The sequence below is a fragment of the Bacillus sp. OTU530 genome, from assembly GCF_038440375.1.
On sequence record NZ_JASATP010000016.1, the window covers coordinates 15,813 to 30,388 of the forward strand.

Sequence of the window (14,576 nt, forward strand, 5' to 3'; positions counted from 1 at the left end):
ACGATGGGAAAACCAACTGGGTTTATGGACTATGAGCGCCACTCAAGGTCTGAACGTGATCCTGCAAAACGGACGAATGATTGGGACATTTATACCTTACCTCTTGAAGAAGCTGAATTAGAGCGACAAGGTGCCCGTTGCATGGATTGCGGCATTCCAACCTGTCATACAGGTACGATGATAAATGGGATGACTTCTGGTTGCCCCGTCCATCACTTAATACCAGAGTGGAATGATTTAGTTTTTCAGGGACAATGGGAAGAAGCCTTGAAACGAGAACATAAGATGAATAACTTTCCTGAATTTACAGGCTTGGCTTGTCCAGCTCCTTGCGAAGGAGCTTGCGTACTTGGAATTAATGAGCCTCCGGTTGCAATCCGGTCAATAGAGTTAGAAATTATTAATAAAGGGTTTGAGAACGGATGGGTGCAGCCGGAACCGCCGAAAACCCGAACTGATAAAAAGGTGGCAGTTGTCGGTTCTGGTCCGGCAGGTTTAGCTTGTGCTGCACAGCTTAATAAAGCAGGACACCATGTTACTGTTTTCGAACGTCATGATCGTGTTGGGGGCCTTTTGACGTATGGGATACCTGAAATGAAGCTTCCTTATTCTGTTGTCGAGAGAAGGGTAAAGCTACTTGAGGCAGAGGGAATTACGTTTATAACAAATACAGAAGTAGGCAAGGACTATCCCATTTCTTCGCTACAATCAGAATTTGACGCGATTGTTCTTTGTGGTGGTGCAACAAAAGCTCGTGATGTGAATGTAGAAGGGAGGAAGCTAAAGGGGATCCATTACGCTATGGATTTTCTTCATGCAAATACAAAAAGCTTGTTAGATTCAAATCTTGAAGATGGTCAGTATATATCAGCAAAGGATAAGGATGTAGTTGTCATTGGCGGGGGGGATACAGGTGTGGATTGTTTGGCTACTTCCCTCAGACATAAATGCAAAAGCTTAACGCAGTTTGATATTTATGAAAAAAGAGGAGAAGTGAGAACTGCTGATAATCCATGGCCGCAATGGCCAGTTATTCATCGGGTTGAATACGGTCAAAAGGAAGCGGCAGCTGTGTTCGGCAAAGATCCTCGAGCCTATGCCGTGATGACGAAAAAGTTTGTAGGAGACGAAAATGGCCATGTGAAGGAGATTCATACTATTAACGTTGAAACCATAACCGATGAAAATGGCCAACGCATTCGAAAAGAGATTCCAGGGACGGAAAAAGTCTGGCCTACCCAATTAGTATTACTAGCGATTGGGTTTAGCGGTCCAGAACAAGACTTCCTTCAAAAAATGAACGTCGAAACAGATGAATACTCGAATGTAAAGGCTGAGTATGGAAAGTATAAAACAAATATTGAAGGAATTTTTGCTGCTGGTGATATGCGTCGAGGTCAAAGTTTGATTGTCTGGGCTATAAATGAAGGCAGAGAGGCTGCTAGGGAATGTGATCGGTATTTAATGGGTGAGACTAATTTACCTTAGAGCACTGCACAAATTTAGAAATACAGGATGTGTTAAGGGGTTATGCGGGGATAGCATCATTTTGCTAAAAAATAAATCTTTAGCTGGAAACTTTAACGGCGTAGTGAATGATTACAACTAGCTGGTACAACTCTACACAGGTGGAGTGCTGTATGTCTACGGAAAGAATTAAAAAATAAGCAGAGAGGTTCGAGAACCTGCAAGGATTCTCGGACTTCTATATCTGCTTTTATTTCAATCTGTTCCACTTTAATAGAGCATAAAATTTCAGCTAGAAGCGAATTCGACGTAGTCGGAGGTTTTAGGAATGCAGTATAAGCGCAACTACGTCTCTGTCTTCTTTATCTCTACCGAATTAATAATTCTTTAAGAAATTAAAAAGTGCCAATTTGAAATCAATGACTTCTTTATTCTCTCTCTTTGTTACGAAGTACATATGTGAGGTAGGAAGGTCTAATTGTTTGGTAGGAATATAAATTAAATCTCCCTGCAGTAATTCCTTTTGAACAAATAGTTTAGGCAAGAAAGAAATCCCAAGACCTGCCATAATAAATTGCTTTGTAATTTCCACTTGTGTCACCATCATTGTCCTAACCTTAGGATAAAGTGCCCTTATTCTAGGCAATAAATCGTCCCAGTACACGGGATGATTATGCGTAATTAATTTATATTTTTGAAATATGTCTTCCTCCTTAAAGGATTCAGTCTCCAGCTCGTTTTTGGGGGCCACTAGGATGACTTGGTCATCCCAAATACTTGCAAAAGACAGCTGCGTTTGATTTGGGATCATCCTTGAGATGCCAAGATCTGCTTTTCCGTGATTTACTTCCTGGCCAATATCTGGAGATTTCACCACATTAATTGTGACATCGATATGCGGATTTTCCTCAAAAAACTTCTTCAAAAACATTGGAAAGATGGATGAGGCAATGAACGGTGCAATGGCAATCGTTAGCTTTTTATCGTATCCTTGTTTCCAATTATCCACTCTTTTTAGAGAAGAGTCGTATGTTTCAATCATTTTTTTTGCATCAGGCAAGAAAATCTGACCAGCTTCTGTCAGGATGATATTTCTTCCTTTTTTCTCAAATAAGGTGGTTTCTAATAATATCTCTAGATTTTTAATATGCAGGGTAACAGTTGGTTGAGATATATATAAAATCTCGGATGTTTTCCGGAAATTCTCATATTCTGCGGCGGTTACGAATGTTTGAAGCCATTTAATGTCCATAGCATCTCTCCTCCTATTAATCAGGAATCATAATCGATTTTAACTAATTTTCTTAATTTTAAATAGTATTTTGTAGGTGTACTATGTAAATACAAGAAAATTATTCCTGTTCGCAAGGGAGGAGTACAAATGAGTAACAAATTATTAGGATCTACTAAAGAAAATCTTGTATTAGCTGCAAAGGGTGTGGAAGAAGGCGGGGGAATTGTTGCACCAAGCGATATAAACTTAGCCTTAACATTGAATCCTTGGAGAGAGGAAGGAAATTTCAAACAAAAGGTGGATGTCCAATGAAAAAGAAAACAATGCTTGATAAGATATGGGAAAATCATGAGGTTTATAGCGAGGCAAATGAACCAAGCATCCTTTATATAGACCTGCATTTAATCCATGAAGTAACCTCAGCTCAAGCATTTGAGGGCTTAGAGTTGGCCAACAAAGCCGTGAGAAGACCTGATCTAACCTATGCGACGATGGATCATGTAATTCCTACCTCACCGGATCGCTGGAACATAGAAAACCCTGTTTCAAAGGAGCAAATTGAAGCTCTCATCAGAAACTGTAAAAATCATGGGATTAAGTTATACGACTTGGATAGCGTAGAACAAGGGATTGTGCATGTGATGGGTCCAGAACTCGGATTGACACAGCCAGGCATGACAATTGTCTGCGGGGATAGCCATACTTCAACACATGGGGCCTTTGGTTCTTTAGCTTTTGGAATCGGAACAAGCGAGGTAGAGCATGTACTCGCTACTCAGTGCTTACGACAAACAAAACCAAAAAGCTTAGAGGTTGCCGTAACAGGAGAATTAAAGCCTGGAATCACTGCAAAGGATTTAATTTTAGGCATTATCGCAAAGTACGGAACCGATTTTGCAACTGGCTATGTGATCGAGTATACGGGTGATGCGATCAAGAAGCTATCTATGGAAGAGCGAATGACTGTATGTAATATGTCAATTGAAGCAGGGGCAAGGGCAGGTATGATTGCTCCTGATGAAACAACCTATCAATATTTAAAAAATCGTCTTTATACCCCAAAGGAAGAAAAATTTGAAAGCCTTGTTGCTGAATGGAAAAAAATCTTTACAGATGAAGGAGCGATTTACGATAAACGGGTAGAATTTAATGCAGACGATCTTATCCCACAGGTAACATGGGGAACCAGCCCGGGGATGGGCACCGGCATTACCGACCTTGTTCCAGATCCTGAATCTTTCACAGGCTCAGAAAAACAAGAAAATGCTAAAAAGGCTCTGCACTATATGGGATTGGAGTCCGGAACTCCAATGACAGGCATTCCTGTTGATGTAGTATTCATTGGCTCCTGCACAAATGGACGTATAGAAGATTTACGTCAGGCTGCTTCCATGGCAAAAGGCAGAAAAGTAGCCAAACATGTAAGAGCCATGGTTGTACCAGGATCAGGAAACGTTAAAGTACAGGCAGAAAAGGAAGGTCTAGATGTAATTTTTAAGGAAGCAGGATTTGAATGGAGAGAAGCGGGCTGCAGTATGTGTTTAGGGATGAATCCTGACATTATCTCTTCTGGACAACGCTGTGCTTCTACATCAAATCGTAATTTTGAAGGACGGCAAGGAAGAGGGGGAAGAACTCATCTAGTTTCACCAGCTATGGCTGTCGGAGCTGCTGTATGCGGTCACTTTGTTGATGTTCGCGACTGGGTTCCTGCCCAACTTTCAAATCTTGTTGTAGTGGAGGGGTAGAAATTGAAGGCATTTAAAACATTTAAGGGAATAGTAGCCCCAGTAGACCGGTCAAACGTCGATACAGATGCTATCATTCCAAAGTATTTCCTAAATAGCATTAAGCGAACTGGATACGGTAAATATTTATTTCATGAATGGCGTTTTCTGAAGGATGGAAGCTTAAATACTCAGTTTGAACTTAATAAAGAACGCTATAAACAAGCTTCAATTTTATTAAGCCGATCAAATTTTGGCTGTGGATCTTCACGGGAACATGCACCTTGGACGTTAAAGGAGTTTGGTTTCCAAGTTATTATCGCATCTTCCTTTGCAGATATATTTTATAACAACTGTTTTAAAAATGGCCTTTTGCCTATTGCTTTGCCGGAAGAGAGAGTAGAGAAGTTATTTCGGAATGTAAGGGAGATAGAGGGCTATTCTTTAAAGATTGATTTAGAAAACAAAATTATTACGGATTCTACAGGATATATGATTTATTTTAATATTGAAGAACACAGAAGAAAGCATCTTCTGCAAGGAATGGATGATATCGCTTTAACATTACAGCAGGAAGATAAAATTGCATTATACGAATACTCTAAGCGTCCAACCTATAGTTTTATGTTCTAATAGCATTTTATGAAAAGAGCGGCTATCATATAGTCGCTCTTTTCATACTTTAAGAAAGGATAAATTTCCAGCCAGAAGCTAATTCGATGTAGTCGGAAATTTTAGGAATACAGTGTATAATATAATTTGTTGAATAGGTCAGCTTTTGTCAGGATTGTTTGTTAGCAGTATAATAGTAACGAATTTTTTATCATTATTTTGAAAAAGTGTTGAAGAAACAGTTGGTTTTATGTTAATACTTTTGTGTAGATTCAAAGTTGAAAGAGAGTGAAACAGTATGGGTCGTAAGTGGAACAATATTAAAGAAAAGAAAGCTTCAAAGGATGCAAGTACAAGTCGTATTTATGCAAAGTTTGGACGCGAAATTTATGTAGCAGCCAAGCAAGGCGAGCCAAATCCAGAATCCAATCAAACTTTACGTGTTGTACTTGAGCGTGCTAAAACATATAACGTACCAAAAACAATTATTGATCGTGCCATCGAAAAGGCAAAGGGCGGCGCAGAGGAAAATTATACTGAGCTCCGTTATGAAGGATTTGGGCCAAGTGGATCAATGATAATTGTAGATGCTCTTACAAACAATGTGAATCGTACTGCGGCAGAAGTACGTGCCCCATTTAATAAAAACGGTGGCAACTTAGGTGTAAGCGGATCTGTAGCATATATGTTTGATGCAACGGCTGTTATCGGTGTTGAAGGCAAGACAGCAGATGAAGTGCTTGAATTATTAATGGAAGCGGATGTAGACGTACGTGACGTGCTGGAAGAAGAGGATTCAGTTATTGTATATGCTGAGCCTGACCAATTCCATGCCGTGCAGGAAGCATTCAAAGATGCTGGTGTCACTGAGTTTACAGTTGCAGAGCTAACAATGCTTGCGCAAAATGAGGTAACCCTTCCAGAAGACGCACAAGCAAAGTTTGAAAAGCTAATTGATGCATTAGAAGATTTAGAGGATGTACAGCAAGTGTACCACAATGTAGATTTAGGTGAATAATACAAGAAAGCAGACCTTTTATTGCAAAAAGGTCTGCTTTTTTGTATGGCTTTATCGAAAGTAGTAGGATTGTTAACATATTATCAAGAATAAGACCATGTAATATTAGCTTTGTTGCAATAGTGTTTATTTCATACAAATGATAATCCTTTATTGAAAATCTTCCATCTCACGCAGTAAAGATTTAGACTCTACTCCATCCTCTACCACTAATTTAAGTGTTTTATTGAATGGAAGAGTGTATAAAGCAAGTAATGTTTTAGCATCGAACATTTTTTCCTCGTCGTGAACCCAAATGTCGAAGCCATAGCTTGTAGCGAGTCGATTCAGTTTCAATACATCATCTTTGTCTCTTAATTCAAAATGAATAACCATTGTATTCCATCCCCCTTTTTTAGTAATTATAATTTGAAAATGTGAAATTACAATGCTTAACATAAAATAAACACAAGATTATTTTGTAAATGTGAACAAAAAATGTCTGTGTTTTTGTGCAAATGTACAAGGGGTTCAAGGTAGGTCTTTTTTGATACTTTAAATTTGGAATAAGGTTTTTAAGTCTACAAATACTAGATGTGCTTTATTATCTTCTAGGATAAGGGGAAAGTGTTCATGAGGCTTTTTCCAAGAGTTTCTTTTATAGGGTTTTTGGTGTTCGTCTTGATGGGATGCAGTCGTATTGACGAGAGTACTATCGATAACCCAAGCAACGTAAAGCTTCAAAGTTATCAAAAAAGGCAGGCGGCACATATAGAAGCTGCAAAGCTTTTAGGAGTTAGCCAAAAAGGGAGGAGTGTTAATCACATTAGCGCTATCACGGTGATGGGGGATACTCAAGGACTATCCAATGGTTATCATGGTCACATTAGCAATCGTCCTACTAAAAAACAAAATAAAAAACCTGCAAGTAATCCCCGCTATATTAAAATTCAATTGCTCGGGATTAATGATTTACATGGTCAACTGAATGTGACTCGTAAAGTAAACGGGAAATCTGTCGGACGGGCGGACTATCTTGCCACTTATTTGAAGAAGCATGCTGCGGAAAATAAAAATACCCTATTGGTCCATGTAGGAGATATGGTTGGTGCGAGTGCCCCAGTTTCTGCATTACTGCAGGATGAGCCTACAGTCGATTTTTTAAATCAGCTGCATTTTCATATCGGTACAATGGGAAATCATGAGTTCGATGAAGGCATCAATGAGCTTCTCCGTTTGATTAACGGTGGCATACATGCAGAAACAGGGAATTTCGGGGGAGCAGCCTTTCCTTGGATTGTAGCTAACGTAATTAATGAAAAAACAGATAGCCCAATATTCCCTCCATATAAGGTGATAGAGGTGAACGGCATGCAGATTGGATTCATTGGAGTATGTACCACTCATACACCAAATGTCGTTATTCCGAGCGGAGTGAAAGGGATTAAATTTATTGATGAGGCGCAAGCAATTAATCGCTCGGTAGCTACGCTAAAAAAAATAGGGGTACGAGCCATCATTGTTCTCGCTCATAACCCCGGCTCTTCAGGCTTTAATGGTGAGCAAGCTGTCGGTAGGTTAACAGAAATTGCTCATGCGGTGGATGATGAAGTTGATATTATTTACGGAGGCCACAATCACGCATATATGAACGCAATAGTGGACGGGAAGCTGCTTGTTCAATCCTATTCTTATGGAACGGCCTTTTCCGATGTCGACCTAGAGATTGATTCGAAAACGAGGAATATTATGAATAAAAGTGCGGAAATTGTGAATGTATTCCAAGAGGGTATCGAGCCTGATGCAGTGACAAAAAGGATGATTCAACAATATGAGGCGAAGGTAGAGCCTATCGTAAATCGTCTCATTGGGGTCGCAAAGGTACCGTTAATCTCCCTGCAAAATGAAGATGGTGAGTCCCTATTAGGCAATGTAATTGCTGATTCCCAGCGAGCTCTCATGAAAACAGATTTTGCTTTAATGAATCCTGGCGGCATTCGGGCAGACGTTGGTGCTGGAGATGTTACTTGGGGACACTTATTTACCGTTCAGCCATTTAACAATAAGTTAGTGAAGATGAAGCTAACGGGTGAACAAATACGGGTTGTGCTAAACCAGCAATGGCAAGGGCAAAAACAGACAATGCTTCAGATTTCCGGCTTCACCTACACATGGGATGATAACCAGCCTATCGGTAAAAAGGTTATGGATATTCAGCTGCCTGAGGGAACAAGCTTGGCTGCAAATAAGAGCTATACTGTAACAGTGAATAGTTTTCTGGCTGACGGCGGTGATGGTTTTACGATATTGAGGGAAGGGACAGATAGAGAAACAGGTCCTGTTGATTTAGATGCATTAGTGGAGTTTATCAAAGCTCAATCTCAGCCGTTTAGCTTTAATATCGAAGAAAAAAGAATTCATAAGCTGAAGTACTGATACTGAAATGAGCGGATACAAAATAGAGCGGTAGGACTAATGACAGATAAAATGTGAAAAAACAAGGAGACCTTATGTAGCCTTGTTTTTTATGCTGTAAGAAAGGATAAATTTCCGGCTAAATGAGAATCTGACACATCAGTAGATTTTAGAAATAAAGTATAAGTGCAGACGTACCATCAGAAAGAGACTAGTTTTTAGTTATTGAATTATCCCTCCTTCTTTAGGTAACATAGTAGATAGGTTTTGGAATCCATTTCATGTATTCCCGAAACCTGGGATGCTCTAGCATCCTTAGAAAATCTACTATAATCGGAGGAGTTTCAATGAAGGAGCAAGGTAAAGTGACTGGGTCAAGGCTTAAGATTTCATTCATTCTTCAATCTATCTTAAATGTTGCATTAATTATACTAGCTATTGCCTTGTGTTTTATGCTAGGTAAGGAAATCATCCATTTCATTCGTTTTTCCTTTTTTGGCGAAGGTGTTAATACGCAGTATGAGCTTCTTGAGAGTATTTTAGTTTTCTTTTTGTATTTTGAATTTATAGCAATGATCGTAAAATATTTTCAAGAGCATTATCACTTCCCGATACGCTATTTCTTATACATTGGTATTACTGCATTGATTCGTTTAATTATTGTACATTATGAGAATCCGATGCATACCCTTTTGTACACATTAGCTATTTTAGTGTTAGTGATTAGCTATTTTATTATGAATTCCGCGACAGCACGAAGAGAGAGGCTATAATCTGTAGCCATCAAGTTAAGGTTATACTGGCAAAAAATGTAAAATTTCATCTGATTATGAATGGGGAAAGGAAAAAATGAATAGGGGAAATGTTGTTCTTAGGTGAGGTGGTGGTATGAAAGCGGCAAATACTTCTTCCATTCGAAAGAAGTATTTGGATATTTCATATGCAAGCGGCTCAAATGCACAAAAGCTGGATATATACTTGTAAGTAAAAATAAAGGGATAAGCCGAGGGTTTGCTAGAAGAATCCTTGACTTATCTCCTTTTAATTCAGGTGAGTAATTTGCTAATATATGCAGTTACAAGGAGTTTAAGCATAAGCGAAACATGGATCATTAAAATAAATAACTTCGGTAAGAATCTTGTTGTCTTGAATGCTTTTGAATACTTCTCTTGCTTCCTCTTCTTTTTCAAATTCAAGCATTTTAATGCCATTGTTTTTGTACGTAGTAATGATCCACATAGAAAATCCCCCAAGTTAAAATAAATTTTTTATTTTCCTTAGACGGTATGAAATCAAGCTAATTGATAGGAAAGTTCATAGTTTCGTTTTGTGTACACATATCCTTCTAGAATAGTGCGGGCTGTACGAACTACCTTAATTGCTGCAATATGTCCTGCAAGTATATCTACCTTTGTTTGCATAATACCAGCGGGATGTGCTAAGCGAACTACTTCTTCAGTCACTGTTACAATATTGGATAAAATCGTATCCTTTAAGAAGGCGCCTGCTGTTGTACAAATCGCACCGGTAATCGCAAGGGCTTGATGTGGTTTTTGCATAGACATCATTCTTATAATCAAGTCCATATCCGAAGCTTTTCGTTCTACTCCTGTCAGGTCAGTATAATCCATAGGAGGAGCGATGATCGTCATTTTTGGCACAGCGGGAGATTTCTTAGTCGCTTCTTTTTTTTGGGAAAATTTACACATTTCAGCTGCCATGGACCTTATTTCCTCCATTTCCTTTAATTTTTCTTGAGAATAATCATGGGGTAACTCAGTTCCGGTAAGCCCGATGTCCTGGGCCCTTACAAAGACTAATGGATTTGCCACATCAATAATGGATATAGGTATTGAGCCGTTAGGTGTTTCAATTATGTCTATAGGATTTCCGGTCGGGAACAGCTTTCCTGTTACTGCACCTTCTGCACGAGTGAAGGAAAGGTAAATGGGGGAGCCAGTTCCGGGAACTCCAGGAATTGAACAGCTTCCATCTGTTTTAACCTGTCCATTTTCAACTTCAACCTCAGCTATAATTACCTTCTGCGTATTTGTATTAAATATTCTCACAGTTGTGATAGGTTCCTTTGCAGGCACCAATCCCTGTTGAATAGCATAAGGTCCTACTGCAGATGAAATATTGCCGCAATTCCCTTTAAAATCAACCATTTGATTCTCAATGCTGATTTGCGCAAAGGTATATTCTACATCTATCCCTTCCAAATCGGATTTCTTGATAATAGCTGCTTTACTCGTTAACGAATTTGCTCCACCAAGTCCATCAATCTGTCTATGATCCGGACTCCCCATAATATCTAATAAAAAGTCTTCCCAAAGTAATTGATTGGTTGGCATATGCTCGAAAGCGAGAAATACACCTTTACTTGTTCCGCCACGCATAACAACAACTGGTACCTTCATCCCCATACCCACCTTTTCTTATTCTTTATTTAAAAGTACCGGTGCTTCTAAAGACATAGTATGATAAGCTGAATCATAAGTACAATAGATAATTTAATAGAAAAAAACCAAAAAAAACTTATAATCAAAACGGATAGGAGCTGTACAGCATGGATGAGAAGGATTGGGTCGCTATAAGAGTTCTATATGAGGAGAGAAATATTAGCCGGGCTGCAGAGCGTTTGTATATTTCTCAGCCAGCGTTAACATATAGATTGAAAAATTTAGAACAACAATTCGGGACCAGTTTGTTTTTCAAAATAAGAGGGGGAATTGAGTTCACTTCGGAAGGACTCTATTTGGCAAATTATGCAGATGAAATGATAAAAAAAATGCAAAGAACGAAAGATCATATATTGAATATGAAGAATGAAGTAAGAGGAACTTTGAGACTAGGAGTTTCAAGTAATTTCGCCCAATATAAATTGCCTAGAGTATTGAAACGGTTTTCGGAGAAATACCCTAATGTACAATTTAATGTAAATACGGGATGGAGCACAGATATTATGAACCTTCTTCATTCCTCCAGTGTACAGTTAGGAATACTGAGAGGCAACTACAATTGGTATGGAATCAAAACATTGATACATAAGGAGAGGCTTTGTTTGATTTCTAAAAAAGAGGTGGACATGACCAAGCTAGCAGAGCTGCCCTTTATTAATTACAAAACAGATAGTTCGCTAAAAGGTCTCATTGATGGCTGGTGGCACGATAGGTTTTCAGAACCACCATTTGTCACGATGGAAACAGATAGACAGGAAACATGTAAAGAAATGGTCAAAAATGATTTAGGAATTGCTATACTACCTGAAATTTGTTTGCAGCCTTCTGATCACCTTCACACATACCAGTTAACCTACAAAAATGGGGAGCCTGTAGTAAGAAATACATGGTTAATGTATGATCAAGACTCTCTCCGGCTATCTATAGTTAAAAGTTTTATTGAATTTTTAAATGATTATTCTAATACTTATTGAAGTGAGTATACACTTATGCTTCATAAGGTTGTGTTTGATAATTTGATAAAATTAAGGGGGACCCCAGCTATAAAGGTTTCCCCAATCTTTTTAAAGCATGCCCCCGTTCGTAAAAAAGTGCTATCTCTTGTTAAGCATCAATTTTACTTTTTATAGGTTCATTACTCTCTTGACCCGATTTTGTTACAGAAGAAAAAGTATAAATCACAAGAGCTAACCAAATGAAGATAAAAGCTACAAAATGTGCTTTTGTCAACACTTCGTGATATGGAAGTTTCATTTTATTATAAATGATTTTATCAACAATAATCTTAAGAGCTTTCTGGTCTATATCAACTATTTATTAAATAATCCTGAATATTCAGTTAAATAAGACTACATATTGAATTTCGAAAAACGCAAATTGTCATAAGCGTCCATCACTTCAAAATCGTTTAATTATAAGTTTTTTTTTAGGAAAGGGTCAAAAAATATATATTTCACTTATTTGTGAACTTGAATTATTCTTAAGATATGGAGAATTCAAATCGTAGGGAGATGATAAAATCATTTTTAAGTATCCAAATTCATTTTTTTTTTTTTTTTTTAATATGTAAGCGGTTTCTATATTAAGGGGGGATTACTATTCTTACTTTTTTAGGGATTTCAATGGTTGTAGTTTTTACGTATTTGATGATGTCAAAGCGATTATCTCCGATTAACGCTCTAGTTTCAGTTCCTATCATTTTTGCATTAGTAGGGGGATTTGGTTCTCAGCTTGGTAAAATGATGCTTGATGGGCTAAAGGTTGTTGCACCTTCAGCAGCTTTATTATTATTTGCAATTTTATTCTTCGGCATTTTGATAGATGCTGGTTTATTTGATCCATTGATTTCGAAGATGCTGCAAATCGTTAAAGGGGATCCTGTTAAAATAGCAATAGGAACAGCGGTGCTGGCGCTAACAGTTGCTTTAGATGGAGATGGAACAACGACTCATATGATTACGATTTCAGCTATGTTGCCGCTTTACCTGCGATTAGGTATGAATCCTCTTGTTCTTGCGACCGTTTCTTTGCTTTCTCTAAGTATTATGAGTGGTATGACTCCTTGGGGGGGACCTGCTACTAGAGCTATAACATCCTTGGGTCTTGATGCGGGTAACTTCTTTATTCCGCTTTTACCGACAATGGCTGGGGGAATCGCATGTGTTCTTTTTATAGCCTATGTTTTGGGGAAAAAAGAACGTGAAAGAATTGGCATTATCGATATTCAATATTCTCCTAAAAATATATCGACTATTCCTGAAGTAGCTGCCGCTTTTGAAATTCCTGCAAATATTAAACGCCCCAAGTTAATATGGATAAATTTACTTCTAACTCTGACTGTTATGGTCGTATTAGTAATGGAAATATTGCCTGTTCCTGTTTTGTTTCTTATAGGCTTTGTTCTGGCTTCAATGATTAATTATCCGAATTTAGAGCAACAAAAAGAGCGTGTGTTAGCTCATGCTGGGAATGCTTTAACTGTCGTTACTTTAGTATTTGCTGCTGGTATATTTACTGGGATTTTTTCTGGAACAAAAATGGTAGATGCAATAGCTCATGCATTAGTGTCAATTATTCCGGATTCTTTAGGATCTTTCTTCCCATTGGTTGTTGCTCTAACTAGCATGCCATTTACATTTGTTTTATCTAATGATGCATACTACTTTGGAGTTTTACCAATTCTTGCTGAAGCCGCTTCTTCTTATGGAATTTCTCCTGTAGAAATTGCTAGAGCCTCCATCTTGGGGCAACCGGTGCATTTCTTAAGCCCGCTTGTTGCATCCACTTTGTTGTTGGTAGGAATGGTTAAAACCGATCTTGGTGAATTTCAGCGATATGCATTTAAGTGGGCTGTTATTTGCTCCTTGGTTATTATGATTGTTGCTATTCTAACTGGCGCTCTTACTTTGTTTTAAACTTGCAGTTTATACTGTGGGGTAGTTTATTTTATATTTTAAAGTATAAGTGCAGCTAGACTGGCGCCAGCCTAGCTGCACTTATTAAATTGTATCGTGTATGGAGGCGCTTTTGTCAGCTGCTCGAGTAATGATTTTTACAATAATCTTTGCAAGATTCATAACAGTATATAACCGGGTATCATTTAAAAACTGTGATGTTGGCAAAGGATCTATATAGTTGACCATTCCTTTCATATGATAATCGCCTATTGCCGGCAGCACCTTCTCAAGAGCTTTTCCCGGAACAAGCGGCCCTTCTTGAAAAATAACTTGCCCTACTTGATTTTTTTCTCCTAGACAAGCATCAATACTAATAATGAGGGTCTTCTTAAATTGTTTCTGAATTCCCTTTAGCACCTTCTTCAAATTGAATGAATGAACAGGCTCCTCTAACGTGCCATAGATACGATAGGGAACCTGGCTTTCTTTGAGCATTGTTCCTGCTAAGGGACCGAGGGAATCTCCAACGTATCGATCTGAACCAATACATAAAAAGACAATGTCTTCGTCCTTACATGATGAACTTCGAATGATTTCGGCTAATATGAGTGACAATTGCTCTATCTCTTGTTCTTGTGTTTTTTCATTAGCTTGAACGAAAAAGGATTTATGTTCTTGTGGATCTCTTTTCTTTTGACTATAAAAAAAATCCATTCTCATCCCTCCTTATCTCCATTATAAGTATAAAAGAAAATCCCAGTATTG

Annotated in this window: 14 protein-coding genes; 9 read left to right on the forward strand and 5 right to left on the reverse strand. The window is 38.2% G+C overall.

The features are described 5' to 3' along the window. Positions 1-3 precede the first annotated feature (3 nt). Positions 4-1,488: a glutamate synthase subunit beta gene (locus tag AAHB12_RS13550; protein WP_342045660.1), complete on the forward strand. Its 1,485-nt coding sequence runs from the start codon at positions 4-6 to the stop codon at positions 1,486-1,488. Between the two features lie 355 nt (positions 1,489-1,843). Here AAHB12_RS13550 and AAHB12_RS13555 read toward each other — a convergent pair whose 3' ends face one another. Next, entirely contained in the window at positions 1,844-2,719 is an 876-nt protein-coding gene (locus AAHB12_RS13555) for a LysR family transcriptional regulator (protein ID WP_129728598.1), read from the reverse strand. 129 nt (positions 2,720-2,848) lie between these two features. Here AAHB12_RS13555 and AAHB12_RS13560 point away from each other — a divergent pair, with 129 nt between their 5' ends. The 4 genes from AAHB12_RS13560 to AAHB12_RS13575 all read left to right on the forward strand — a co-directional run bounded on the left by AAHB12_RS13560 (position 2,849) and on the right by AAHB12_RS13575 (position 6,058). Continuing rightward, the gene (locus AAHB12_RS13560; protein ID WP_165350797.1) at positions 2,849-3,013 is read left to right on the forward strand and encodes a hypothetical protein; all 165 of its coding nucleotides are present in this window, start codon (positions 2,849-2,851) and stop codon (positions 3,011-3,013) included. Beyond that, positions 3,010-4,449 (forward strand): 3-isopropylmalate dehydratase large subunit, encoded by a 1,440-nt coding sequence (gene leuC / locus AAHB12_RS13565; protein ID WP_342045661.1) that lies wholly within the window; start codon positions 3,010-3,012, stop codon positions 4,447-4,449. The genes AAHB12_RS13560 and leuC overlap by 4 nt, the downstream gene beginning before the upstream one ends. Before the next feature lie 3 nt (positions 4,450-4,452). Then, positions 4,453-5,061, forward strand: a complete 609-nt coding sequence (gene leuD / locus AAHB12_RS13570) for a 3-isopropylmalate dehydratase small subunit (RefSeq protein ID WP_129728596.1) — start codon at positions 4,453-4,455, stop codon at positions 5,059-5,061. Positions 5,062-5,338: 277 nt separating this feature from the next. After that, on the forward strand, positions 5,339-6,058 hold the full coding sequence (locus tag AAHB12_RS13575) for a YebC/PmpR family DNA-binding transcriptional regulator (protein ID WP_129728595.1): 720 nt from the start codon (positions 5,339-5,341) through the stop codon (positions 6,056-6,058). Positions 6,059-6,208: 150 nt separating this feature from the next. On the opposite strand, the gene AAHB12_RS13580 is transcribed toward AAHB12_RS13575, so the two are convergent. Continuing rightward, positions 6,209-6,433, reverse strand: coding sequence for a hypothetical protein (locus AAHB12_RS13580; protein ID WP_342045662.1), 225 nt, complete (start codon positions 6,431-6,433; stop codon positions 6,209-6,211). A gap of 447 nt (positions 6,434-6,880) precedes the next feature. Between AAHB12_RS13580 and AAHB12_RS13585 the strand changes: the two genes are divergently transcribed. Both AAHB12_RS13585 and psiE read left to right on the forward strand, forming a co-directional pair. Then, a complete protein-coding gene (locus tag AAHB12_RS13585; protein WP_342045707.1) occupies positions 6,881-8,473 on the forward strand; it encodes a bifunctional metallophosphatase/5'-nucleotidase in 1,593 nt (530 codons plus the stop codon). Between the two features lie 326 nt (positions 8,474-8,799). Continuing rightward, positions 8,800-9,225 carry a phosphate-starvation-inducible protein PsiE gene (gene psiE, locus AAHB12_RS13590; RefSeq protein ID WP_129728593.1) on the forward strand — a complete coding sequence of 142 codons (426 nt, stop codon included), beginning with the start codon at positions 8,800-8,802 and terminating at the stop codon, positions 9,223-9,225. A gap of 313 nt (positions 9,226-9,538) precedes the next feature. On the opposite strand, the gene AAHB12_RS13595 is transcribed toward psiE, so the two are convergent. Continuing rightward, the gene (locus AAHB12_RS13595) at positions 9,539-9,691 is read right to left on the reverse strand and encodes a hypothetical protein (RefSeq protein WP_165350796.1); all 153 of its coding nucleotides are present in this window, start codon (positions 9,689-9,691) and stop codon (positions 9,539-9,541) included. 53 nt (positions 9,692-9,744) lie between these two features. Further along, a complete protein-coding gene (locus AAHB12_RS13600) occupies positions 9,745-10,872 on the reverse strand; it encodes a 2-methylaconitate cis-trans isomerase PrpF family protein (RefSeq protein ID WP_342045663.1) in 1,128 nt (375 codons plus the stop codon). Between the two features lie 149 nt (positions 10,873-11,021). Between AAHB12_RS13600 and AAHB12_RS13605 the strand changes: the two genes are divergently transcribed. Further along, on the forward strand, positions 11,022-11,888 hold the full coding sequence (locus AAHB12_RS13605) for a LysR family transcriptional regulator (protein WP_129728591.1): 867 nt from the start codon (positions 11,022-11,024) through the stop codon (positions 11,886-11,888). A 624-nt stretch (positions 11,889-12,512) separates the two neighbouring features. Beyond that, entirely contained in the window at positions 12,513-13,829 is a 1,317-nt protein-coding gene (locus AAHB12_RS13610) for a CitMHS family transporter (protein ID WP_129728590.1), read from the forward strand. An 84-nt stretch (positions 13,830-13,913) separates the two neighbouring features. Here the strand turns inward: AAHB12_RS13610 and yyaC are convergent, their stop codons facing one another. Further along, positions 13,914-14,525, reverse strand: coding sequence for a spore protease YyaC (gene yyaC / locus AAHB12_RS13615; protein ID WP_342045664.1), 612 nt, complete (start codon positions 14,523-14,525; stop codon positions 13,914-13,916). Between the last annotated feature and the right edge of the window lie 51 nt (positions 14,526-14,576).

Coding starts and splice junctions, on each gene's coding strand:
- AAHB12_RS13585 (WP_342045707.1), top strand. CDS start 6,881: ATGGGGGATACTCAAGGACTATCCAATGGTTATCATGGTCACATTAGC.
- leuC (WP_342045661.1), top strand. CDS start 3,010: ATGAAAAAGAAAACAATGCTTGATAAGATATGGGAAAATCATGAGGTT.
- AAHB12_RS13575 (WP_129728595.1), top strand. CDS start 5,339: ATGGGTCGTAAGTGGAACAATATTAAAGAAAAGAAAGCTTCAAAGGAT.
- AAHB12_RS13595 (WP_165350796.1), bottom strand. CDS start 9,691: ATGTGGATCATTACTACGTACAAAAACAATGGCATTAAAATGCTTGAA.
- AAHB12_RS13550 (WP_342045660.1), top strand. CDS start 4: ATGGGAAAACCAACTGGGTTTATGGACTATGAGCGCCACTCAAGGTCT.
- AAHB12_RS13555 (WP_129728598.1), bottom strand. CDS start 2,719: ATGGACATTAAATGGCTTCAAACATTCGTAACCGCCGCAGAATATGAG.
- yyaC (WP_342045664.1), bottom strand. CDS start 14,525: ATGGATTTTTTTTATAGTCAAAAGAAAAGAGATCCACAAGAACATAAA.
- psiE (WP_129728593.1), top strand. CDS start 8,800: ATGAAGGAGCAAGGTAAAGTGACTGGGTCAAGGCTTAAGATTTCATTC.
- AAHB12_RS13580 (WP_342045662.1), bottom strand. CDS start 6,433: ATGGTTATTCATTTTGAATTAAGAGACAAAGATGATGTATTGAAACTG.
- AAHB12_RS13560 (WP_165350797.1), top strand. CDS start 2,849: ATGAGTAACAAATTATTAGGATCTACTAAAGAAAATCTTGTATTAGCT.
- AAHB12_RS13600 (WP_342045663.1), bottom strand. CDS start 10,872: ATGAAGGTACCAGTTGTTGTTATGCGTGGCGGAACAAGTAAAGGTGTA.
- AAHB12_RS13605 (WP_129728591.1), top strand. CDS start 11,022: ATGGATGAGAAGGATTGGGTCGCTATAAGAGTTCTATATGAGGAGAGA.